General features: G+C 33.9%; 20 protein-coding genes. 8 read left to right on the forward strand and 12 right to left on the reverse strand.

Going from position 1 to position 23,471, the window contains the following annotated elements; translation table 11 throughout:
* Positions 1–2,460, forward strand: a 2,460-nt coding sequence (locus ACRHNM_RS15615; protein WP_431137570.1) for a T9SS type A sorting domain-containing protein, incomplete at its 5' end; no start/stop codon positions are given.
* Between the two features lie 71 nt (positions 2,461–2,531).
* Here ACRHNM_RS15615 and ACRHNM_RS15620 read toward each other — a convergent pair.
* The 8 genes from ACRHNM_RS15620 to ACRHNM_RS15655 all read right to left on the reverse strand — a co-directional run bounded on the left by ACRHNM_RS15620 (position 2,532) and on the right by ACRHNM_RS15655 (position 8,702).
* The gene (locus ACRHNM_RS15620) at positions 2,532–2,954 is read right to left on the reverse strand and encodes a VOC family protein (protein ID WP_431137571.1); all 423 of its coding nucleotides are present in this window, start codon (positions 2,952–2,954) and stop codon (positions 2,532–2,534) included.
* A 74-nt stretch (positions 2,955–3,028) separates the two neighbouring features.
* Positions 3,029–3,589, reverse strand: a complete 561-nt coding sequence (locus tag ACRHNM_RS15625; protein WP_431137572.1) for a hypothetical protein — start codon at positions 3,587–3,589, stop codon at positions 3,029–3,031.
* A gap of 111 nt (positions 3,590–3,700) precedes the next feature.
* Positions 3,701–4,573, reverse strand: a complete 873-nt coding sequence (locus ACRHNM_RS15630; RefSeq protein WP_431137573.1) for a LytR/AlgR family response regulator transcription factor — start codon at positions 4,571–4,573, stop codon at positions 3,701–3,703.
* A 6-nt stretch (positions 4,574–4,579) separates the two neighbouring features.
* On the reverse strand, positions 4,580–5,332 hold the full coding sequence (gene rluF, locus ACRHNM_RS15635) for a 23S rRNA pseudouridine(2604) synthase RluF (protein WP_431137574.1): 753 nt from the start codon (positions 5,330–5,332) through the stop codon (positions 4,580–4,582).
* An 18-nt stretch (positions 5,333–5,350) separates the two neighbouring features.
* On the reverse strand, positions 5,351–6,178 hold the full coding sequence (locus tag ACRHNM_RS15640) for an alpha/beta hydrolase (protein ID WP_431137575.1): 828 nt from the start codon (positions 6,176–6,178) through the stop codon (positions 5,351–5,353).
* Positions 6,179–6,541 carry a cupin domain-containing protein gene (locus ACRHNM_RS15645; protein ID WP_431137576.1) on the reverse strand — a complete coding sequence of 121 codons (363 nt, stop codon included), beginning with the start codon at positions 6,539–6,541 and terminating at the stop codon, positions 6,179–6,181. It abuts the gene before it with no gap.
* 48 nt (positions 6,542–6,589) lie between these two features.
* Positions 6,590–7,150 (reverse strand): hypothetical protein, encoded by a 561-nt coding sequence (locus ACRHNM_RS15650; protein ID WP_431137577.1) that lies wholly within the window; start codon positions 7,148–7,150, stop codon positions 6,590–6,592.
* A 22-nt stretch (positions 7,151–7,172) separates the two neighbouring features.
* Complete coding sequence (locus ACRHNM_RS15655; protein ID WP_431137578.1) at positions 7,173–8,702, reverse strand: helicase HerA-like domain-containing protein; 1,530 nt, start codon at positions 8,700–8,702, stop codon at positions 7,173–7,175.
* Between the two features lie 159 nt (positions 8,703–8,861).
* Here ACRHNM_RS15655 and ACRHNM_RS15660 point away from each other — a divergent pair, with 159 nt between their 5' ends.
* The gene (locus tag ACRHNM_RS15660; protein ID WP_431137579.1) at positions 8,862–9,494 is read left to right on the forward strand and encodes a 7-carboxy-7-deazaguanine synthase QueE; all 633 of its coding nucleotides are present in this window, start codon (positions 8,862–8,864) and stop codon (positions 9,492–9,494) included.
* 54 nt (positions 9,495–9,548) lie between these two features.
* Here ACRHNM_RS15660 and ACRHNM_RS15665 read toward each other — a convergent pair whose 3' ends face one another.
* Positions 9,549–10,097 (reverse strand): DUF2911 domain-containing protein, encoded by a 549-nt coding sequence (locus ACRHNM_RS15665; protein WP_431137580.1) that lies wholly within the window; start codon positions 10,095–10,097, stop codon positions 9,549–9,551.
* Between the two features lie 99 nt (positions 10,098–10,196).
* Positions 10,197–11,471 carry a YCF48-related protein gene (locus ACRHNM_RS15670; protein WP_431137581.1) on the reverse strand — a complete coding sequence of 425 codons (1,275 nt, stop codon included), beginning with the start codon at positions 11,469–11,471 and terminating at the stop codon, positions 10,197–10,199.
* A 182-nt stretch (positions 11,472–11,653) separates the two neighbouring features.
* Here ACRHNM_RS15670 and asnB point away from each other — a divergent pair, with 182 nt between their 5' ends.
* From asnB to secDF, 6 genes are all read left to right on the forward strand, one after another.
* Positions 11,654–13,315, forward strand: coding sequence for an asparagine synthase B (gene asnB, locus ACRHNM_RS15675; RefSeq protein WP_431137582.1), 1,662 nt, complete (start codon positions 11,654–11,656; stop codon positions 13,313–13,315).
* Positions 13,316–13,643: 328 nt separating this feature from the next.
* Positions 13,644–15,593: a DNA topoisomerase (ATP-hydrolyzing) subunit B gene (gene gyrB, locus ACRHNM_RS15680; RefSeq protein WP_431137583.1), complete on the forward strand. Its 1,950-nt coding sequence runs from the start codon at positions 13,644–13,646 to the stop codon at positions 15,591–15,593.
* Positions 15,594–15,792: 199 nt separating this feature from the next.
* Entirely contained in the window at positions 15,793–16,806 is a 1,014-nt protein-coding gene (locus ACRHNM_RS15685) for a DUF6588 family protein (protein WP_431137584.1), read from the forward strand.
* Between the two features lie 136 nt (positions 16,807–16,942).
* Positions 16,943–17,869 carry a malate dehydrogenase gene (locus ACRHNM_RS15690; RefSeq protein ID WP_431137585.1) on the forward strand — a complete coding sequence of 309 codons (927 nt, stop codon included), beginning with the start codon at positions 16,943–16,945 and terminating at the stop codon, positions 17,867–17,869.
* Positions 17,870–17,944: 75 nt separating this feature from the next.
* A complete protein-coding gene (locus ACRHNM_RS15695) occupies positions 17,945–18,595 on the forward strand; it encodes a hypothetical protein (RefSeq protein ID WP_431137586.1) in 651 nt (216 codons plus the stop codon).
* 174 nt (positions 18,596–18,769) lie between these two features.
* Complete coding sequence (secDF, locus tag ACRHNM_RS15700) at positions 18,770–21,745, forward strand: protein translocase subunit SecDF (protein WP_431137587.1); 2,976 nt, start codon at positions 18,770–18,772, stop codon at positions 21,743–21,745.
* Positions 21,746–21,860: 115 nt separating this feature from the next.
* On the opposite strand, the gene ACRHNM_RS15705 is transcribed toward secDF, so the two are convergent.
* Together ACRHNM_RS15705 and lgt are read right to left on the reverse strand one after the other, a co-directional pair.
* Entirely contained in the window at positions 21,861–22,364 is a 504-nt protein-coding gene (locus ACRHNM_RS15705; protein WP_431137588.1) for a DUF192 domain-containing protein, read from the reverse strand.
* A 2-nt stretch (positions 22,365–22,366) separates the two neighbouring features.
* Positions 22,367–23,290, reverse strand: coding sequence for a prolipoprotein diacylglyceryl transferase (lgt, locus tag ACRHNM_RS15710; protein WP_431137589.1), 924 nt, complete (start codon positions 23,288–23,290; stop codon positions 22,367–22,369).
* Positions 23,291–23,471: the final 181 nt, after the last annotated feature.

Consider the following 23,471-nt stretch of genomic DNA (forward strand, 5'->3'; position numbering starts at 1 on the left):
GCGTGTGGAGAAGGAGTTGACTTATCCTTTACATTATTAGCAAGTGATGCTTGTAATCCAAATGGAGTAAGTTGTACGTCAATGTTTAGAGTTGCAGCATCAGATGACTTACAATTAGTTGGTTCTTGTCCAACAGATAATGAAGTAGATGGATGTTCAACTAATGCAGAGATAACTGCCGCATTCGATATTTGGAAAGCAGCAATATTAGCGAACTTTAGTGCAACAGGAGGTTGTAATGCAGCAGTAGAATATTCTACAGATGTATCATCTTTACAAGCGCCAACACAGTGTGGTAGCACAGATCAGGTAGTTTCGGTAAGTGTTATAGCTAAGGATGATTGTAGAGAAACAACAGCAACCACCTGTAGCTTTACCGTTAAAGCTTTTGAATCTACATTAGACGTTACAGCAGTAGCAAATGAGAGTTATGAATCGTGTGATTATGCAACTCAAACGGAGTTAGATGCGGCTTTTCAAACCTTCTTAGATAAGTTTGGTTATACAGGAGGCTGTGATGCATCAGGACAATTATCAAGTGCTTATAGTGCTCCAGGCTTATGTGCTGGAGGAACCGTTAATGTGACTTATAATGTTACAGATTTATGTGAGAATGCTAGTGAAACAGCTAGTTTTACAATTACACCATCAACAGCATTAGAGGTAAATTGTCCAACAGGCATTAGTTTAGATTCAGCATCAACACAACAAGAGATTCAAGATGCTTATGATGCTTGGAAATTAGGATTCACATATACAGGAGGTTGTGACGCAACAGATAACTTAGGAAGCTTCCCAAGCTTACCAAGTTATGATTGTGATACTAGAATTAACTTAACATTTGATTATATTGCAACAGACCGTTGTAATCCAAATGGCGTAAGTTGTAGTTCTACTTTTAGTGTAGAAGGACGTGAACCAGTTGACGCTGGAGAAAATGGGACACTTACAATTTGTGAAAACGGAACAGTTACTGCTGAAGAATTATTTGAAGCTTTAGGAGGAAATCCGGATGAAGGTGGAACCTGGAGTCCAGAATTAGGTGGAGCAAATGTATATACGTACACAGTTCAAGGTACTGATCCTTGTCCTGACGCTACAGCAACTGTAACAGTTGATGAATTGAATTTGGAAATTTTAGCAAGTGAACCAGTTTGTGATGAAAATATTGGAACCTATACTGTAAATGTTCAAGTCTCTGAAGGTGTAGTGTCAAGTACTTCAGGAACTCCAGTTGATAACGGAGGAGGCTCTTGGACTATCATTAATATACCAACAGATAACAACATTGTTGTAACCACAACATCAACAGTTTCTAATGATGTTGAATGTACCAATTCTGTTGAAGTAATCTCTCCAGATTGTATTTGTATTGAACTAGAAGTATCATACACAGATGTCACATGTTTTGGATTAAATGATGGAACGATAGTAATAGATTATGTAACTGAAGGAGCAATGGTTACTGTAAATGGAGAGCTATATGATTCAGAATTACTTTATGTTCCAGGGACTTATACAGTTGTCGCTTATTTTGAAGATAATGATGATGAGGATTGTGTTATTTCTCAGGAGATTACTATAGTTGAGCCAGTTTTAGTCGACGTACAGGTTAGCCATACAGATGTAACTTGTTATGGAGCTGACGATGGCACTATAACAATAGAAAGCTTAAGTGAAGGTGCGTATTATACTATTAAGTTAAATGGAATAGGCCCAGATTTAAGTGGACAAGACTATTTTGCTCCAGGAACCTATGTTGTAGAAGCAAGATTAATTGATGCTGCTTCTTCTAGAATGAGTTCTGATAGTAAAAAGAATCTATCTGAAAGGTCTCAAAACCCATGTGTTGATGGTAGATTAGTTGTAATTGAACAGCCTAATCAACTGATTTGTAAAATCCAGAAATCCTATAAAGGAAGCGAGATAAGATGCAGTGATAGAACGAACAACAGTCTTACTGTTGCTCATATGGGAGGCGTTGGTCCTTACAGCTATTCATGGTCAATGGACAAATCTGCTTTTAGTGGAATATGGCAGATTTTATCTGGTGCTGAAGATCAAACAATGACGTTTATTCCAGGCATGCAAAGTGCTACATTTACTGTTGAAATTACTGATGCTAATGGATGTACTACAACATGTGATATGACATTAAACTCGACCTGTACAAAAGAAGATTATTATAATTTCTTCTCTCGGGCAGCAGAATTTGATTTTGAAATGTTTCCAAATCCAACAAAAGGGATGTTGACCATTAAGCCTAATAAATGGTCAGGTAACAGCGCAGCTGTAGAACTTTATGATTTAGTTGGAACTAAGATTCTTAATCAATCATTCAGTAAGTTAAAAGATAAGGAAATCAATATTAATCTTTCTGGCTTAGCAAGTCAAATCTATTACTTAAAAGTGATTACTAAAGACGGAATTAAAATTAAAAAAGTTGTATTAGATAAATAACCAACCAGATGTATTGATTTTTAGCAACTTTCAGCGCCTTTAATCTGTAAAAGATTGGAGGCGTTGTTTTTTTATTTTGCAAAAAGTTGATTGATGTCTTTAAAAGCTTTAAACTCTAGTGCATTTCCTGCTGGATCTAAAAAAAACATGGTTGCTTGCTCTCCTGTTTGCCCTTTAAACCTAATGTATGGTTCAATAATAAATTGAACTCCTTTGCTTTTTAGTGATTTTGAAAATGCTTCAAAGGCTTGCCAAGGTAGTACTACGCCATAATGTGGCACAGGAACTGATTTTCCATCGACTGCATTGGTGTGCAGTTTTTCTTCAGATTTTGGTTGGTAATGAATCACTAATTGATGTCCAAATAAATTAAAATCTACCCAATGAGCACTACTTCGGCCTTCTTCACAATTAATGATATCTCTGTAAAATGTTCTGCATTCTTCAAGATTGTGAACAGGAATAGCAATGTGAAAAGGAGAAATGGTCGACATAAATTAATTATTACGTTAAGAATCGAAATTTACTATTTATTTTTTATAATCCGTTTAATTCATCAGAATGTTAGTTATCGTTTGCATTCAATTTTCCAGGTTGGAAAGACAACGGTTTCAGTAATGTCAATCCATTCGCCAATCCATTTATAGCCAGATTTGCTCATGTCGTAAAATGTTAATCTAAAATAACCATCCGCTCCATTAGGTGCTTTTTGTTTTTTGTATAAAACAATTTTATCTTCTTTTTTGTAGCCTTCCCAAACAGGAAATACAGGAGAGGGTGTTTTAGCAGAAAACCAATGCACATACCATTTGCTGCTATCTTTAATAAATTGCCTTATACTACCTGAATGAGATCCATCTGGTTTTAGAGTTTCATCTTGAACAGCAGTTCCATTCATGATGTATTTCCATTCCCAAGTGATGTTTTCTGATGCATTCCAAGTTCCGTCCTGATTTCTGGTAGTAGATTTACAATTGCATAACCCTATCATTGGTTCATAATCTTTGATTTGTTGAGGTGCGTCTGGATGTGGTTGTCCGTATGGATGCGCTTCTGAAACATTATAATCATATTGAGAAAAACCGAAAGATGAACATAATGCAAAGCAGATGATAAGTATCGTTTTCATAACTGTTAATTTTGATTGAAGTCAAATCAAGTCAAAAAAACTGAGTTATACCAAGCTATTGCAGAGAGTAGTGCTTTATTTGCAGTAAAGAGCGTTAAAAAAATCTAAAGCTTAATTAAAAAAATCTTTAACTAATCTCAGATTGCTTTTTGATATCGGGATTTCAGTTTCGTTTTTAAGAATAAGGTTTGGAGAGTTTGCAAGATGGAGTTCTTTTGCTAAATCCATATTTACAATAGCTTTTCTATGTACACGAAGAAAATTGGTGTTGAGTTTACTTTCTAATGCTTTAAGAGAACTTCGCATTGTATAAGTTTTATCTGTAGTAGTATGTACTTTTACACAATAATCATCTGCTTCAATCCAACTAATCTGTTCTACAGGAATAATTTTTCGTTTGTTACCGATTTTGATATTTAAAACAGTTGATTTTTCATCAACTTGAGTTCGTAATTTTTTGTAGAGTTTGTTATGTGTAAGTTTTAACTCTGAAAGCGCCTGCACTTCAATTTGAAGTTTTTCATTTTCAAAATACAGGTAGACAATCAAACATATGGCTATATAGCCAAGAGTGTAAATTGGAGCTTTTTGATAAGTGAAAAATGGGATGTATTCTGAAAATAAGACCTCTAATACAAACGTATCATTAGACACAATTATTTGAATTAACGAAATGATAAAAATGTTTATGGCTACCAAACTGAAAATGATTCCAGCGAGCTTAATAATACTAAGTGTCGTTTTTTTTCTAATCGTTTCTGTTTTGACAGTCCAGACTAAAATAATTGAAAAGATTAACCAAATCAACCAACGATAGGATTGTGCTTTTAGAATGTCAAAAAAAGTAATGTTATCGGCAATCTGAAATCTTTTGATGTAATAGAGTTGCTGTAAGGTTTCAAAAGTAATGGCAATCAAAATAACTAAAGCGATAATCACTACACTTTGTTTTGAGTTTGATATGTCTTTAAACTTTTTAAGCAATTGGTTTTATGTTCTGGTTGCCTTTGGCTGGTAACTCTTTTTTGAATTTTCAAGCAAGTCACTTAGCTCTTTAAATTCATTTTTACTGAGTTCTCTATATTGACCGACAGGAGTATCTAAAACGATATTCATAATTCGAACCCTTTTTAATGTAAGTACCTCGTAATTAAGGTAATCGCACATGCGTCTAATTTGTCTGTTCAGTCCTTGGGTTAATACAATTCTGAAAGCGTATTTACTTAGTTTTTCAACCTCACATTTTTTAGTGGTTTGTTTTAAATCATCGAGGTAAATTCCTCCAGACATGCGTGTGATAAAGGTTTGAGAAATCGGTTTGTCTACTGTAACAATGTATTCTTTTTCATGATTATTACTGGCGCGAAGAATTTTATTTACAATATCACCATCATCTGTTAAAAGAATTAAACCTTCACTGGGTTTGTCTAATCGACCTATTGGAAAAATTCGTTTAGGGTAATTAAGAAAGTCTATAATATTATCTTTTTCAACACGCGTGTCTGTAGTACAAACAATACCGACAGGTTTATTAAAAGCAAGATAAACAAAAGCATCTTTATTATTTGTTATTAATTTGCCGTCAACATGAACCTCATCATTAGATCCAATTTTAGTTCCCATTTCTGGAACCACTCCGTTAATGGTGACGCGTCCAGCTTCAATGAGCTTATCAGCTTCACGACGTGAACAATAACCAGCTTCGCTTAAGTATTTATTAATTCTTTTTAATTCTTCAGACATATTCAAAAATACAATAAACTAACGACTTACAAATTCTAAGATATAGTCATTAACTGTTTCAGATTTTAAGGTGTGGCCAAAACCTTCCGTCGTTATTAACTTAGAATTTTTATAAAAAGTTCTAAAGTCTTCTGCATCGCTATGCGGAATAACTTTGTCGTGTTTGTCATGGATTAGAAGACCTTGAGCAACTATAGTTTCAGAAAATTTTGCCGCATTAAAATGTTCTGGTTTATTATTGAAACGTTCGTAAATAATATCGTTGATAGTTTTTGAAATTCGAGTATTATAACCCATCATGTTAACATACCTTTGAAAAATACTAACAAAATTTGAAGGTGCACCAAGTAATACTAATTTTTCAACAGTAGGCAATTGGTATTTATATTGAAAAAATGTGGTTGCCATTCCGCCGACAGAATGTCCAATAATAATTTTTGCTTGAAATTTTTTTACTACCACATTAATGCATTCCGAATATATGACAGCATTGAACACTTTTCCACTCGATAGACCATGAGCAGGAGCGTCAAGTGCAATAATGTTATAGTCTAAAGCCTTGAGTTTTAAAATTAAATCTTTCCATCTAACAGAATTACTTTCCCAGCCATGTACTAATAAAACGGTGTCTTTTTTGCCTAACCAACGGTAAGTCATTATGCTAATGTCGTCGTATTTAAGATCTTCTATAAATGCAGTTTCTAAAAAATCTTTATCTATTTCTTTTAGTCTTTTTCGTCTTGGTGAAGAAAATAATCTTATTGCTATTTTACCTGCCGTTCGTGGAGAGAAAAGACTTATGAAATTGACAAAACTGCCAATAATTTTTGCAATTATATTGTTCATTTACTCTTCTCTATTAACTAATTTCATTGAAAAAGCGGGTTTACAAATAGCAATATATTCACAAATCTCTGTAAATGGGTTTGAGTATTGGACTTTAGTGTTTTTTTCAATTCTTATAGATTCACCTTCAGATAAGACTATGGTTTCTCCTTCTATAATAAATTGTTTTTTTCCTTTGATGATAAAAGTGTATTCATCAAATTCTGGAGTTTGGAATGGTTCACTCCAACCTGGTGGAGCAATCATGTGTGCAATACTTAGTTGAGTATTACCATCAGTTGCCAGTCCGAAGTGTTCTTTTATGACTTTTCCGTCAGTAGTAGGTACAATAAATGGGGAGCGTTGTACGGTGTATTTTCTCATGATTAGGTTTAATTTTAGAAGTACAGTGTGTCAACTACTGCAAATCTGTTACCAATATAACATGAAATATTTAATTTTCGCATTATCTGGTATTTGAACTGCCTCAATTTTTAAGTCCATGTTAAACTGCAAATTGGCTGGTAACTCTTTTTTGTCAATGGTAAATGAGGCATTAATTTCATTCACGGAAATAACAATGGAATTAATTAATGTTGAAATTCCCGATATTTTATAATTGTTCTTTATGTCGGCAAACGTGCTAAGTGTTGATATATTTTTATCTGTTTTATATCGAGAGTCTTTTATGTGGATGCTACTAATTAATGCAGTAGAATCTAAAGCTTGTGTTGGAGTTAGTGTTAAAAGTTGTTTACCAGTAGTAGTGTCATAAATTTCAATATCATTTATGTCTCCTATAAATTCGTCTCCCATTACATTTTTTACGATGGAATCTGTAGGAAAGGCTAATTCTAAATCTTTAACTTGAGTAGAATCGGTTAATAAACCAATATGTTGTTTCCCAATTTTAAATGGGTCTTTTTTCTTTTCAGTAGTACAGCTTATTATAATTAATGCCAAAAGCATTAAAGTGAATAGGGATTTGTTCATAAATTTAAAAAATAGGGTGTTATTATTTTAACATTTTTGTCAAGATACCAAGAACACTTCTAATTACTGTCGGACTTGTTAAAACCTTAACAATTGGGTTTTGTCTTGTACTTGCTCGTCTAGTGCGTTGTTTTGTTTCAGCCTTTTTCAAAGCTTCTTTTTCTTTTCGTGCTTTTTCTTTTGCTTCTTCAGCTTCTGCAACTTCAATTTTTTTATTGAGCATTTCATAAGCACTTTCTCTATCAACTTCTTCGTTATATTTTCTGGCTAATTTAGATTTTGATAAAAGACTTGCTAATTCGCCTTCGGTTAACACATCCATTCTGCTCATTGGAGCACGCATCATAGTTGCCGCTAAAGGCGTTGGTTTTCCTTTTTCATTTAAAGCAGAAACGAGTGCTTCTCCAATTCCTAATGAGGTTAATACATCTGCAGTATCGTAATATGTTGTATCAGGATAATTTTGTGCTGTGAGTTTGATGGCTTTACGGTCTTTAGCTGTAAATGCTCTCAGTGCGTGTTGAACTTTTAAACCGAGTTGACCTAATACAGCTTCAGGAACATCTGTTGGATTTTGAGTGACGAAGTATAGACCAACACCTTTACTTCTAATCAATTTAACAATGCTTTCAATTTGATTTAATAAGGCTTTAGATGCTTCATTAAAAATGAGATGTGCTTCATCAATAAACATAATGAGTTCAGGTCGTCCACTATCGCCTTGCTCTGGAAACGTAGAATATATTTCGGCTAACAAACTCAACATAAATGTCGAAAACAGCTTTGGTCTGTCCTGAATATCAGTTAAACGAATGATATTTATATAGCCTCTGCCATTTTCATCCACACGTAATAAATCATCAACTTCAAATGACGTTTCTCCAAAGAATAAATCGGCACCTTGCTGTTCCAGTTCAACAACTTTTCTTAGAATTGCTCCTGTGGAAGCTGTTGAAATTCGTCCATATGCTTCAGTAAATTCTTCTTTACCTTCCTGAGTGGTGTATTGTAATATTTTTTTAAAATCTTTTAAATCTAATAACGGCAATTTATTATCATCACAGTATTTAAAAATAACAGCAACGACACCTGATTGCGTATCAGAAAGATCTAAAATACGAGATAATAAAACAGGTCCAAACTCACTAACAGTTGCTCTTAATCTAACGCCATCTTGTTCAGAAAGTGTCATTATTTCAACCGGGAAAGATTTTGGCTCAAAAGGCAAACCTATTTTTTCGTGACGTTCATCAATTTTTGGATGTCCTGGACTTGGTTGTGCCAAACCACTTAAATCACCTTTGATGTCCATCAATAAGACAGGAACTCCTTTTTCGCTTAAATTTTCAGCTAAAACCTGTAATGTTTTTGTTTTACCAGTACCAGTTGCTCCAGCAATTAAGCCATGTCTGTTCATGGTTTTAAGAGGGACGTTCACATAGGCATTAGTCATAGTCTCGCCATCTAACATAGCAGAACCGAGAGTGATATATTCACCTTTATTAGTATTTCCGTCTGTGATTTCTTTTAAAAAATCGTCCGTTCTACTCATAATTCAAAATTTGCATAAAAATAGTGTAATTTTAATCAAGTATGAAATAGTTTTCGTTAGCAGTGTTCAGTCTCTGGTTCAAAACTTCAAAAATGATATCTCAAAATTACTACATACTGCTTACGGAATACTGATGAGTATTTTATACATTTGCAAGCTATGACAAGACGCGAACGACAAGAACTTATTGATAAGGGTTTATTACTCCCTTTAATGGAAGAGTTTTACACCATTCAAGGTGAAGGGTATCACAAAGGTACAGCAGCTTATTTTGTGAGAATTGGTGGTTGTGATGTAGGATGCCATTGGTGTGATGTAAAAGAAAGTTGGTTGGCTGAGTTGCATCCTCCTACTGAGACTGAAAAGATTGTCGAAAACGCTGTAAAGTATAGCAATACCATTGTCGTGACTGGAGGTGAACCCTTAACTTGGGATATGGGACCATTAACCGAGCAGCTTAAAACTAAAGGTGTGCAAACGCACATTGAAACCTCTGGAGCATATAAATTAACTGGGCAATGGGATTGGATTTGTTTGTCTCCAAAAAAGATGAAATTGCCTACAGAAGAAGTCTATGACAAAGCAAACGAACTAAAGTGCATCATCTACAATAAAGACGACTTTAAATTTGCTGAAGAACAAGCTGCAAAAGTCAATAAAGATTGCATTTTATACCTACAACCTGAATGGAGTAAGCGCGATAAAATGATGCCTCAAATCGTTGATTATGTGATGGCAAATCCGAAATGGAAAGTTTCTCTACAAACACATAAATATTTAAATATTCCCTAGTTGTAAAAAAAGCGCTGAATTTCAGCGCTTTTCTATATATTATAAAAATTGTTTTTAAAGGGTAGTAAAAGGAACAGCTACTATGGTATGTCCCCAGCCTAAGTACATGTTTATGCCAGTTTCTGTTTCTTCAAATGCGATTGAAAAAGCTTCTAAATAGGTTTTACTCTGCTTTACAGGCACCATCATTCTAGCAATATCATTTTTATTGTTGTAGAAATAGCTTCCCCAAACATTTAACTCTTGATTAATTATAGCAGTCCATTCTTCATCACCAGGTATGATAAAAAATGTATAAGTGCCAGCAGGAATTTCTTTTTGACCAAATTTCATTGGTTTGTAAAGGGTTAATTCAGCAGCTTCATTAGCACCTGTTCTCCAAACTTCTCCATTTGGAACAAGTTTTTCAATGGAGCGCTTTTTAAGCTGTGGTCTACTGTAGATAATTTTAATCAGTTTGTTAGACTCTTTATAACTCGAAGGGAAAGAGGCTGCATCCATTGGGCTTTCGTCTAAATCAGAAAATTCTTGAGCATAAGTGCTAAAAGAAAATAACATTAAAAAAGCCAAAGAAATAATTAAGATAAATGGTGAAGTTTTCATAGTAACTTTAAGTTTAAGTGGTTGTTTATAAAAAAAGACGTGTTGGTCTCAATATAATATTAATTGTCGCATTTAAATGTTAAAGTTTACAATGAAAGATTATTTCTTTATAAATTTTAAAGAAGACCTTCCAGAATTGTTGTGAAAACCTATAAAATATGTGCCTGACGTTAAGTGAGACACATTAAAGTTATACTTTTTTAAAGTAGTCTGTAAAACGATATCACGAGATAACTGTTTGATGAATTTACCGTTTATATCATAAAGTTCTATCAGAATGTTATCATTACTTTCAAAATTAATGGTAAATTCTAAATGCGATTCTACAGGGTTTTCAAAAATTTTTATATCTAAATGTGGATGGTTATTTTGTGCCAGATCTTCAACTCCTAAGGTTTCTTCAGTATATTTGTAAACGGTTGTTCCAGATGCATATGCCGTTGTAGCGTTAATAATAAAAATACGATTTAAATTACTACCAATATTTAAATCGGTCCAGGTCTGTCCTCCATCTAAAGTTTCTTGAAAGCCAGAAGTGTGTCCACCCATCCAGCCATGGTTTTCAGTAATAAAACCAACTGCTTGAATTTCTGTTTCAACAGATTCAAATTCAAGCCAGTTCACTCCGCCATCAATTGATTTAATTAATTTACCATTGTTAGGAGCTACAGAAGATACAGCGCCAAACATTATGTTATTGTTGCCTTCAAGGGTTTGTAATTTCCAAACATATTCTCCACTTACGTTGGTGTTATAAATTTCAGTCCATGTTAATCCACCATCTGTAGTTTTTAAAATAAGTCCTCCATTTGAATTTCTTCCTCCTGCAAATCCAGTATTTTCGTCTAAGAACAGTACTTCAACCAAAGCGTTCGCATAACTAGACATATCAATAAATGACCAGGTGTCTCCACTATCTGTTGATTTAATAAGATGGGCAGGATTAAAATAAGCACCACAACCATATATTGTTGCTGTTCCAACAGCATCTAAACCGCAAATGGCATTTGGATTTGGTGTGATGTTTGTGACTTGAGTCCAGTTCACTCCACCATCAATAGTTTTAAAGAAGGTTCCATTAAGAGTACCAATAAAACCAATGTTTTCATTTAAAAATTCAATATTTCTAAAATAATAGCCTCCAGGAATATTATTTTCGTTGAGTTGCTCAGTCCAGTTTAAACCACCATCAGTAGTTTTGTAAATTCTGGCATAATAACCATTAGCAGCCCAACCTAAATTTTCATTCAGGAAGAAAACATCGTCAAAGCGTTGACCATTTGGATTGGAAAAAATATTTGGTACAGGTTGCCAAGTCGATTGTGCACCCAAACTAATACTTAATAAAAAGAAGACTATTTTAGCTAATTTCATACGTATATTTCAACTTTCAAATTACAAAGTTAAGCATCTGTTTTTTAGTTTGATAATTATTATTAGTTTTAAAATTGCTAATTTGGTTACATATTGTAAGTTAATTGATGTTATATGTTTTAAATATTAAACTTATAATTCATATTTGTATATAATTAATAAATAAAAAAAGATATTTAGTTATGTGTGGAATTGTATGTGCGTTTGATCTAAAACAAAAATCAGAAGACTTAAGACCTCAATTACTGGACATGGCAAAGCGCATTCGTCATCGTGGTCCAGATTGGAGCGGAATATATAGTAATGAAAAGGTGATTATGGCTCATGAGCGTTTAGCCATAGTTGATCCAGCTTCTGGAAAACAACCTTTATTTAGCAAGGACAAAAAATTTGTGCTTGCGGCTAATGGAGAAATTTATAACCATCGTGAATTGCGTCAACAGTTTCCATCGTACCAATTTCAAACCGAAAGCGACTGTGAAGTTATTTTGGCTCTATATCAAACAAAAGGTGTAGATTTTTTAGATGAACTCAATGGTATTTTTGGTTTTGCTATTTATGATGTTGAAAAAGACGACTATTTTATTGCTCGTGATCACATGGGTATTATCCCCTTGTACATTGGTTGGGATCAATACGGTACGTTTTATGTTGCTTCAGAATTAAAAGCTTTGGAAGGAGTCTGCACTAAAATTGAACTGTTTCCTCCAGGACATTATATGAGCAGTAAAGACGGAATATTTACGCAGTGGTATCAACGGGAATGGACAGGTTATGAAGCTGTAAAAGACAACGAAACGAGCATTGCACTAATTAAAGAAGCTCTTGAAGCTGCAGTACACAGACAACTCATGAGTGATGTGCCTTATGGTGTATTATTATCTGGAGGATTAGATTCGTCTATTACATCTGCAATTGCAAAAAAATATGCTCAAAAACGTATTGAATCAGACGATCAATCTGAAGCTTGGTGGCCTCAATTACACAGCTTTTCTGTTGGACTTGAAGGTTCACCAGATTTAGCTGCCGCAAAAAAAGTTGCAGATCATATTGGTACAATTCATCATGAAATAAAATTCACCATTCAAGAAGGTTTAGATGCGATTAAAGATGTGATTTATAATCTTGAAACTTACGATATCACAACAATTCGAGCAAGCACACCAATGTATTTAATGGCTCGTGTAATTAAATCTATGGGAATAAAAATGGTTTTGTCTGGCGAAGGTGCAGATGAATTGTTTGGAGGCTATTTGTATTTTCATAAAGCACCAAATGCTCAAGAGTTTCATGAAGAAACGGTTAGAAAATTAAGTAAACTACATATGTACGATTGCTTAAGAGCAAACAAAAGTTTGGCAGCTTGGGGAATTGAAGGACGTGTACCATTTTTGGATAAAGAGTTTATAGATGTTGCCATGAGCATCAATCCACAAGATAAAATGATTAATGGCGAACGTATGGAAAAATGGGTCTTGCGAAAAGCGTTTGAAGATATGTTGCCAGAAAGCGTAGCCTGGAGGCAAAAAGAGCAATTTAGTGATGGTGTAGGTTACAGCTGGATTGATACCTTAAAAGAAGTGGTTCATGCAGAAGTCACTGATGAGCAACTTGCAAATGCTAAGTATAAATTTCCGTTACAAACGCCTATAAATAAAGAAGAGTTGTATTATCGAACCATATTTGCTGAGCATTTCCCTAGTGATGCGGCAGCTTTATGTGTGCCACAAGAAGCTAGTGTAGCTTGTAGTACTCAAATTGCATTAGAATGGGATGAAGCCTTTAAAAACATGAATGATCCTTCAGGAAGAGCAGTGGCAAAAGTTCATGATGATGCTTATTAAAAAGCATAAAAAAGACTTTTTAATTATAAAGCACGATGTCAAAATCTCGCTTCTGCGAGATTTTGCGTTTTTCGGACTTTTATGAAGATGCTAAAAATTGCTAAAATCAATTTTAAGATAATTTTGAAGCGATTTAAGACACTTTTAAGTAATTAACAAATGTTGATAATTATTGCTTTCAATCGATAAAATGCTTTAAAAAACGGTCTTAATTTCTTATCTTTGTTTGTATTCAAAAGGATGCTAAATGCATCTTTTTTTTATGCGACGCATAATCCAAAATTATTTTAAAAGATACTAACTAATATTTCAAAATAAATTAAAATTTATGAGTGAGAAGAAAGAAGAGTTTAATAAGCATAACTATTCAGCTGATAGTATTCAGGCGTTAGAAGGAATGGAGCACGTTCGTATGCGTCCGTCCATGTATATTGGAGATGTTGGTACACGTGGTTTACACCATTTGGTATATGAGGTTGTAGATAACTCTATTGATGAAGCTTTAGCTGGCCATTGTGACAACATTACAGTAACTATAAATGAAGATAATTCAATCACTACTGAAGATGATGGTCGTGGTATTCCTGTAGATTTACACAAGAAAGAAGGCGTCTCTGCACTTCAGGTAGTAATGACAAAAATTGGAGCAGGAGGTAAGTTCGATAAAGATTCTTACAAAGTTTCTGGTGGTCTTCATGGTGTTGGTGTGAGTTGTGTTAATGCGCTTTCAGAGCATCTAAAAGCTACAGTGTTTAGAGAAGGTAAAATTTACGAGCAAGAATACGAACGCGGAAAAGCCATGTATCCTGTCAAGCAAATTGGTGAGACAGATAAACGAGGAACAACAGTTACTTTTAAGCCTGATCCTACAATTTTTACTCAAACTCTTGAGTATAGCTATGATACTTTAGCAAGTCGTTTACGTGAATTAGCTTATCTAAATAAAGGAATCACGATTCATTTAGTAGATAAACGTACTAAAAAGGATGATGGCGAATTTGAAGGAGAAACGTTTCATTCTGAAGAAGGTTTAAAAGAATTTATAAAATTCTTAGATGGTAATCGTGAGTCGCTTATGAAAGATGTTATTGCCTTTGAAGGAGAGAAAAACGGAGTTCCTGTTGAGGTTGCAATGATTTACAATACATCTTATGCCGAAAACTTACACTCTTATGTGAATAATATTAATACACATGAAGGTGGAACACATCTGTCAGGTTTTAGAAGAGGTTTAACGCATACGTTAAAAAAGTATGCAGATTCTTCAGGAATGTTAGACAAACTGAAGTTCGACATTCAAGGTGATGATTTTCGAGAAGGATTAACAGCAATTATCTCTGTAAAAGTTCAGGAACCTCAGTTTGAAGGTCAAACAAAAACCAAATTAGGTAACAGGGAAGTGTCTGCATCTGTTAGTCAAGCTGTTTCTGAAATGCTTACCGACTATCTTGAAGAGCATCCAGACGATGCAAAAACAATTGTTCAAAAAGTAATTCTTGCTGCTCAAGCACGTCATGCTGCTCAAAAAGCACGTGATATGGTTCAGCGTAAAACCGTTATGAGTATTGGTGGTTTACCTGGAAAATTAAGTGATTGTTCAGAGCAAGATCCTGCAAAATGCGAAGTATTTCTTGTCGAGGGAGATTCGGCAGGTGGAACAGCAAAGCAAGGTCGTGATAGAGCCTTTCAGGCGATTCTTCCATTACGAGGGAAAATATTGAATGTTGAAAAGGCAATGACACATAAGGTGTTTGAAAATGAAGAGATTAAAAACATCTTTACAGCACTTGGTGTTACAATAGGTACAGAAGAAGATAGTAAAGCCTTAAACTTATCTAAGTTACGTTATCATAAAGTAGTCATCATGTGTGATGCCGATATTGATGGTAGCCACATTGCCACACTTATTTTAACATTCTTCTTCAGGTATATGAAAGAATTGATTGAAAATGGACATATCTATATTGCTACACCTCCTCTATACCTAATTAAAAAAGGGGCAAAAAAACAATATGCTTGGAGTGATAAAGAACGTGATGCAATTATGAAAGAGTTTGGTGATAACGCTAAAATTCAACGATATAAAGGTCTTGGAGAAATGAACGCAGAACAACTTTGGGACACCACTATGAATCCAGAATTTAGAACCATGCGTTTAGTTCAGATAGATAATGGAGGAGAAGCCGATCGTATTTTCTCAATGCTAATGGGAGACGAAGTGCCACCTCGTAGAGAGTTCATTGAAAAGAATGCTATTTATGCTAATATTGATGCATGATTTTAAGAGTGCATTTAACTAGCTTTAAATTAAAAGCAAAAAAGCAACTATATGTATAGTTGCTTTTTTATTATAAATAAACGTATTTAAAATCTGAATGTTTATATTAATGATCGCTAAAGAGCAATTTTTAACGATTAAAGACGTTAATTTAATAAGCTTTTTGTTTGATCAGTTGTATAATTAAACCTATAAAATCATGAGAAATATAATTTTAGTAACTTCAGCTTTACTTTTCATAATATCTGCAAAAGCACAAGAAAACGTAAATGATTTATTAGCTGCAGGTATAAACGATGCAAAGCGATTTACACAAAATTACATCGCTCCAGCGTCTGAAGGATTGGCCTATGGTATGAATAATGGTTGGTTCAACAATGCGAAAGCTCCAAATCGATTTAATTTCGAAATATCTTTAATTGGTAATGTTGGTTTTATTAAGGATGATAAAAAATCATTCCAGATTAATGTTTCAGATTATGAAAATATTAGATTTGCAGATGGAAGCTCAACCAAAACTGTAGCCACTGCTTTAGGGCATAGTGACCCAGAAATAAGCGTTATAGTTACTTATGATGATCCTATTTTTGGAAATCAAGAAACAACATTAGAACTTCCTACAGGAATCGGCTCTGAAAACCTGAATATCATTCCAACGGGGTTTTTGCAGGCTAGCTTTTCACCATTGAAAGGCACGCAGTTAAAAGGACGTTTTTTTCCAAAAATTGAAACTGAAGATGCTAAAGTTGGTCTTTATGGATTTGGAATCCAACAGGAATTCACAAGCTGGTTACCTGCAGATAAAGTGTTTCCAGTAGCAATTTCAGGATTAGTAGCTTATACCCATTTAGATGCAAGTTATGATTTTACAGATTCAGAATTAGTGGATGGTGCAAATCAACGTGTTGAAACAGATGTTAATACCTTATTGTTAGAACTTATTGTAGGAACTAAATTGAAAATTATAAACTTCTATGGAGGTTTGGGATATATTACAGGTAAATCAAAAACAGACTTATTAGGAACTTATGTAGTCACTGATGGGTTTCTGTTTTCTCAAGAAATTGAAGATCCTTTTTCAGTAGAGCATGACATTTCTGGAATAAGAGGGACAATTGGTGCCAACCTAAAATTAGGGTTTTTTGGCTTAAATGCAGATTATACTCTAGCTGAATTTGATAGTGCCACTTTAGGGATTAACTTTTCTTTTTGATTTTTTAATAATTGATTTCATAAAAATTCTAAAAGCGTAAGATTTTATCTTATGCTTTTTTCATTAAGACTGTTAAAATTTGTAATTTTGCACTCTCTATTAACAACACAATTTTAAAATATAAAAACTTAAAAACATGAAAATAACAGTAGTTGGTGCAGGAGCGGTTGGAGCAAGTTGTGCAGAATACATTGCCATTAAAAACTTTGCTTCAGAAGTAGTCATATTAGACATCAAAGAAGGCTATGCTGAAGGTAAAGCCATGGATTTGATGCAATGTGCTTCTTTAAACGGATTTGATACAAAAATCACAGGAAGTACAAATGATTATTCTAAAACAGCAAATAGTGATATTTGTGTGATTACTTCAGGTATTCCTCGTAAACCTGGTATGACTCGTGAAGAATTAATAGGAATTAATGCTGGAATCGTAAAATCTGTATCTGCTAGCTTAGTGGAACACTCGCCAAATACAATTCTTATCGTGGTGAGTAATCCTATGGATACCATGACCTATTTAGTTCATAAAACGACTGATTTACCTAAGCATAAAATTATTGGAATGGGAGGCGCTTTAGATTCTGCGCGTTTCAAGTATAGATTGGCTGAGGCTTTAGATGCTCCAATTAGTGATGTTGATGGAATGGTCATTGGAGGTCATAGTGATACTGGAATGGTACCTTTAATTTCTCATGCAACCAGAAATAGTATCAAGGTGTCTGAATTTATTTCAGAAGAGCGTTTAAATCAAGTTAAAGAAGATACTAAGGTTGGTGGAGCAACATTAACTAAATTATTAGGAACTTCTGCCTGGTATGCTCCTGGAGCTGCAGTAAGTGGTTTAGTTCAGGCAATTGCTTGCGATCAAAAGAAACTATTCCCTTGCTCTGCATTGTTAGATGGAGAATATGGTTTAAGTGATTTATGTATTGGAGTGCCTGTAATATTAGGAAAAAATGGTATCGAAAAAATCGTTGACGTCCCATTAAGTGCTGCTGAAAAAACACACATGTCTGAAAGCGCTGAAGGTGTTAAGAAAACAAACGGATTGTTAGAATTATAATATTCCAAAATTAGATAATTAGTATTGAATAAGGACTGTAAATCACAGTCCTTATTTTTTTTATATATTTGGCGCATGAATAACAAATGGTACATCTGTGCTTTAGTCATACTCTTAGCTCTATTTGGAGGTGTCACTTCTTATGAGAAGAACATTACTCCCAATCAGGAAATTGTATTACAGTTTACGAGTAAAATGGTTACTACAGACGAGGCTCAGCATGCTATTACTACTGTTAAACAGCAGTTACGGGCTCTTGGTATTCATAATACACAAGTAACTGAATATGAGGATGGTCAATTAAAAATCACCTATTTCAGTAATGCAGATATTGCTAGTATTAAAAAAATACTTTCAAAAGAACAACGTCTTGAGCTTAACGATTCTGGAATTAGCAATAATGATATTCCATTTGAAATTCCTTCCAAAGACAATTCCATTGCCTACAATTTAGATGTTTATGAAATCCAAAATGGATACGATATAACATCTAACCTCTCAGGTAAACTCGCATTAGAACATAAAGCAGATAATGAACGTCTTATAGATACAAACGCATCCGATCATGTAAAAGTTACTGATTACAGTTATCTTGAACAGCAGGTAAAAGTGGCTTATAGATTTCATAAGCATTCAGGAATTGCATTAAATCATATTTCACATAAAATCCCAGAGGTTCGGGCAGGACCAAATAAGCATGGGATTTTTCTTTTAGCTAAAAGCTAAAGTCTTCCCATTGAACTTCAAATTTTTATTTTCAAAGACCGCTTATGGCACTTAGTCGAAAAAACGTTCAAAACAACACATATAAATACAATAAATAATTGTCAAATTAAGAGTAAAGTATATATTTGCTCTCCCGAAATTTAGGGTAAAATTTGTCACAAAAAAATTAAAGTAATGCAAAACAAAGGATTAGTAAAGCTTTTTGCTCTGTTATTTGGATTGGTAAGTATTTATCAATTATCATTTACATTTAAAGCAAATCAAATTGAAAAAGAGGCAAAAACCTATGCCGAAAGTAAATTTACAGATAGTGAAGCCATCAACGAAGCTGAGGTTCGCTATTTAGACTCTATTTCAAGTCAGGAAGTATTTGATATAGGAGTCTCAAGCTTCACATTTAAAGAAGTTAAAGAGAAATCAATGAATCTGGGTCTTGACCTTAAAGGTGGGCTTAACGTGATTTTAGAGATTTCGGTAAAAGACATCTTAAAGGGACTTGCAAACAATAGTAAAGATCCAGCATTTAATAAAGCTTTAGCTGATGCTGAAGAAATTCAGAAAGATGCTCAAGAATCTTATCTTGAATCGTTTTATCAAGCTTGGGATGCGATTAAAGGAGACCAAAAATTAGCATCTCCAGATATTTTTGCCAACAGAAGTTTAGATGATGTCATTAACATCAACATGTCTGATGATGAGGTTAAAGCCGAGATTGAACAAAAAGTAGATGAATCTATTGTTTCTGCTTTTGAAGTATTACGCAAACGTATTGACCAGTTTGGTGTAACCTCTCCAAATATCCAACGTTTAGGAAATACAGGTCGTGTTCTTGTTGAACTTCCTGGTGTTAAGGATGTAAAACGTGCAACAGAATTAATTACAACAACGGCACAATTACAGTTCTGGGATGTAGATAACGGTCAGGCGTTAGGTAGTTTCTTTGCAGCATCAAATGAAACACTTAAAAAAGTATTAGGTGTTGATGAAAAAGAAGAAGCTACTGAAGCACAGGATACTACTGCTACAGATAGTGATAGTACTATTGATGAGTTATTAGGTGAAACCTCTACCGATTCAACCACAGTTGATCAAGTAAATCCGTTATTTGATTTGATGGGACCACCACGTTCTGGTGGAATGATTGGAATAAAATTAGAAGATAAAGACAAATTACAGTCTTATCTTAACATGCCTCAAGTACGAGCTAATCTTCCAGCAGATGCAAGAAATATTAAATTCGCTTTTGGTTTACCATCTGTTGATCCAGAAACAGGAGTTGAATATGTAGATTTATATACCTTAAAAGGAAACAGAGAAAACGAACCAGAATTAAGTGGAGCAGTCATTACTGACGCTCGCCAATCTTATAGTAATACAAACAAACCATCTGTAACCATGCAAATGAATGCAAAAGGTGCAAAGAAATGGGAAGAAATTACAGGAAGAGCGTTTACCAATAAATCTCAGATTGCCATTGTTTTAGATGATATTGTGTATTCTGCACCAACAGCTTCTAATGGAGCAATTTCTGGCGGAAACACTGAAATCTCTGGAAACTTTACCGTAAATGAAGCTATCGATTTAGCTAACGTATTAAGAGCAGGTAAGTTGCCAGCTTCTGCTGATATCGTTCAGGCAGATCAGGTTGGACCTTCATTAGGAAAAGAAGCTATTGAGAGTGGTTCAAAATCTTTTTTAATTGCATTGTCTTTAGTATTACTATGGATGATTATGTATTATGGGAAAGCAGGTTTGTTTGCAGATGTTGCTTTATTGCTTAACATCTTATTAATATTTGGTGTGCTTTCAGGATTAGGAGCTGTATTAACACTTCCTGGTTTAGCGGGTATTGTTTTAACGATTGGTATGTCTGTAGATGCAAACGTACTTATTTTTGAGCGTGTTCGAGAAGAGCTAGGAAAAGGTAAAGCGATGAAAGAAGCAGTAAAAGACGGTTTTGCGAATGCTTTATCTTCAATTTTAGATGCTAACATTACAACAGGTTTAACAGCCTTAATCTTATTTGTATTTGGTACAGGTCCAATTAAAGGTTTCGCAACAACATTATTAATTGGTATTGTTACATCATTATTTACTGCAATATTTATCACACGATTATTAGTAGATTGGTATGTAAACAGAGGAAAGAATTTAGACTTCTCTACATCTGTAACAAAGAATTTATTCCAGAACATGAATATCAAATTCATTTCAAAACGTAAAGTGGCTTATGTGATTTCTGGTATTTTAATTTTAGTGAGTTTAGGGTCTTTATTTACTAATAAATTAGATCAAGGTATTGATTTTGTGGGAGGAAGAACCTATCAGGTGCGTTTTGATAAAGCGGTAAGTTCTGAAGATGTTGCCAAAGATTTAAATGCAGTCTTCGGAAGTGCTGAAGTGAAAACAATTGGTGCTGCAAATCAGTTAAAGATTTCAACCAAATATAAAGTAAATGAAAATTCAGCTGAAGCAGATGAGGAAGTTCAAACGATGTTGTTTAACGGTTTGAAGTCTTATTTACCAGCAGACATTTCATATGTAGAGTTCTCTGAAGCGACTAATGGTGTTGGTAAAGTGTTATCAAGTAAAGTAAGTCCGACCATTGCCGATGATATCAAAAAAGAATCATTCTGGGCCGTTTTAGGGTCTTTAGTTGTGGTATTCCTTTATATCTTATTCCGTTTTAAAAGATGGCAATTCTCTATTGGTGCAGTTGCTGCTGTATTCCATGATGTCATTATTGTATTAGGGATTTTCTCGTTACTTTACAAATTTATGCCATTTAGTATGGAAATTGACCAAGCTTTCATTGCTGCCATCTTAACCGTTATTGGTTACTCTCTAAATGATACGGTTGTTGTATTTGACAGAATTAGAGAAGTGATTGCAGAAAGAGCTGGATTTAAAGGTGGATCTAATATTAACTCAGCGATTAACAGTACGTTAAGTAGAACTTTAAATACATCTTTAACCACGTTAGTGGTATTGTTAGCGATGTTTATTTTTGGTGCTGAATCACTTAGAGGTTTATTATTTGCATTAATTGTAGGTGTGGTTGTTGGTACTTACTCATCTGTGTTTATTGCAACACCAATTATGTATGATACATTAAAAAATAAAGGAGAAGCTCCTAAAGTAGAAGAATAATCTACTAATTAATCTTTATAACTATAAAAAGCCATTCAATTTGAATGGCTTTTTTGTTTTTGTTTAAATCGTCAGGTTGAACCCAGTCTAAATCTATCTTTGTATGTGCTGGTTTTTAATTTACAATAACATCTATACGATCCCCTTTTTCTAATTCCCAAATATCACTCAAGCCAGCATTGATTTCTAATACGTATTTGGCTGGAGCTTCTGAAGGTAAGGAGGTTTCATCCATTGGTTTTGCATTTTTCTGAATGCTTACAATTTGTTTGTCTTCTGAAATGTAGATGATGTCTAACGGAATTTCAGTATTCTTCATATAAAAACTTCTGTAATCAGAATCTGGAAAGATAAATAACATACCTTGATGGTTTTTCATGCTTTTGCGATACATCAATCCTGTTTGTGTAGAATAGTCATCGTCAGCAATTTCAATGTCAAGTTTTGTAATTATAGAATCTGAAGCAGCCTTTTTAAGTTGCAGTTCACCTTCCTTTTGAAACGAAACAGTAATAGCTTTAACGGTTTTGCTTTTAGACTCTTTCTTGCATGAAATACTTGAAAAACTAAAAATACCAAGTACAGATACAGCACATAGTTTAAGCCATTGTCGTTTCATAGTTAGCTTACTTTCTTTTTAGGTTTATACATAAACATAAAGTATAATCCTATTAAAATAAATGGTATGCTTAATAACTGTCCAGTATTTAAAAGCCAGTCAGCACGTTCAATATTTTGAGGTTCTTTTACATATTCCACAAAGAAACGAACCGACCAGAGTAAAACTAAAAATAGACCAAATAAGAAACCTTGCTGCTCGCTTTTATTCGTTTTCCAATAGACATACATTAAGATTAAAAACACAAAAACATAACTAAAGGCTTCATACAATTGCGCAGGATGTCTAAACGGAACTTTTTCTAATAACTCAGCATATTTAGGGTCATTTCCTAATGCAGCATAAGCCTCTTTAGCGTCTTTAATACCTGTGATTTTTACAACATCATATTTGTTGTAGGTGTCCTGAATAAAACGAACTCCAAAGGACGAGTCTGTTATTTTTCCTATAATTTCAGAATTGATAAAATTTCCTAAACGAACAAATACAGCACCTAATGAAACAGGAACGACTACACGATCAAGAATCCAAAGCACAGTTTTTTTAATCACTTTTTTATTGTATAGATACATAGAAATGATCATGCCGATGGCAGCTCCATGACTTGCCAAGCCTTGAAAGCCGGTAAATTCTATTCCTCCTTTGAATTTAAAGGGTAGGAAAATACTAAAAAAGTCTTCATTAATTAATTCTGGCTGATAAAAAATAACATGACCAAGACGTGCACCTAGCATAATACCAACAACAGAATAGATAAAAAGAGAATCAAGAGCTTCATTGGTTTGATTTTCATTTTTGAAAATACGTTTAACTATATAAAACCCTAATAAGAAGGCAATAATCCACATTAAACTGTAGAAATGAAGTGTAAAAAATCCTAAATCAATTCCTTTAGAGGGGTTCCAAACGATATCTAAAGCGTACATATATTTTGTTTTGATGGGTAAAGATACTATTTATGCTTGAATGGCAGTAAACCTTAAGATAGTTTTAATCTTCTTTGTCAGGAACAGGATCGTAACCACTTTTTCCCCAAGGCGACGGAACGAAAGAGAAAATGTACAGTGTACATTTTTAGAGAACGTGCGAGCTTGCGCATTGGCAATT

This window comes from Psychroserpens mesophilus, assembly GCF_050617655.1.
Classification (GTDB): Bacteria; Bacteroidota; Bacteroidia; order Flavobacteriales; family Flavobacteriaceae; genus Psychroserpens; species Psychroserpens mesophilus_A.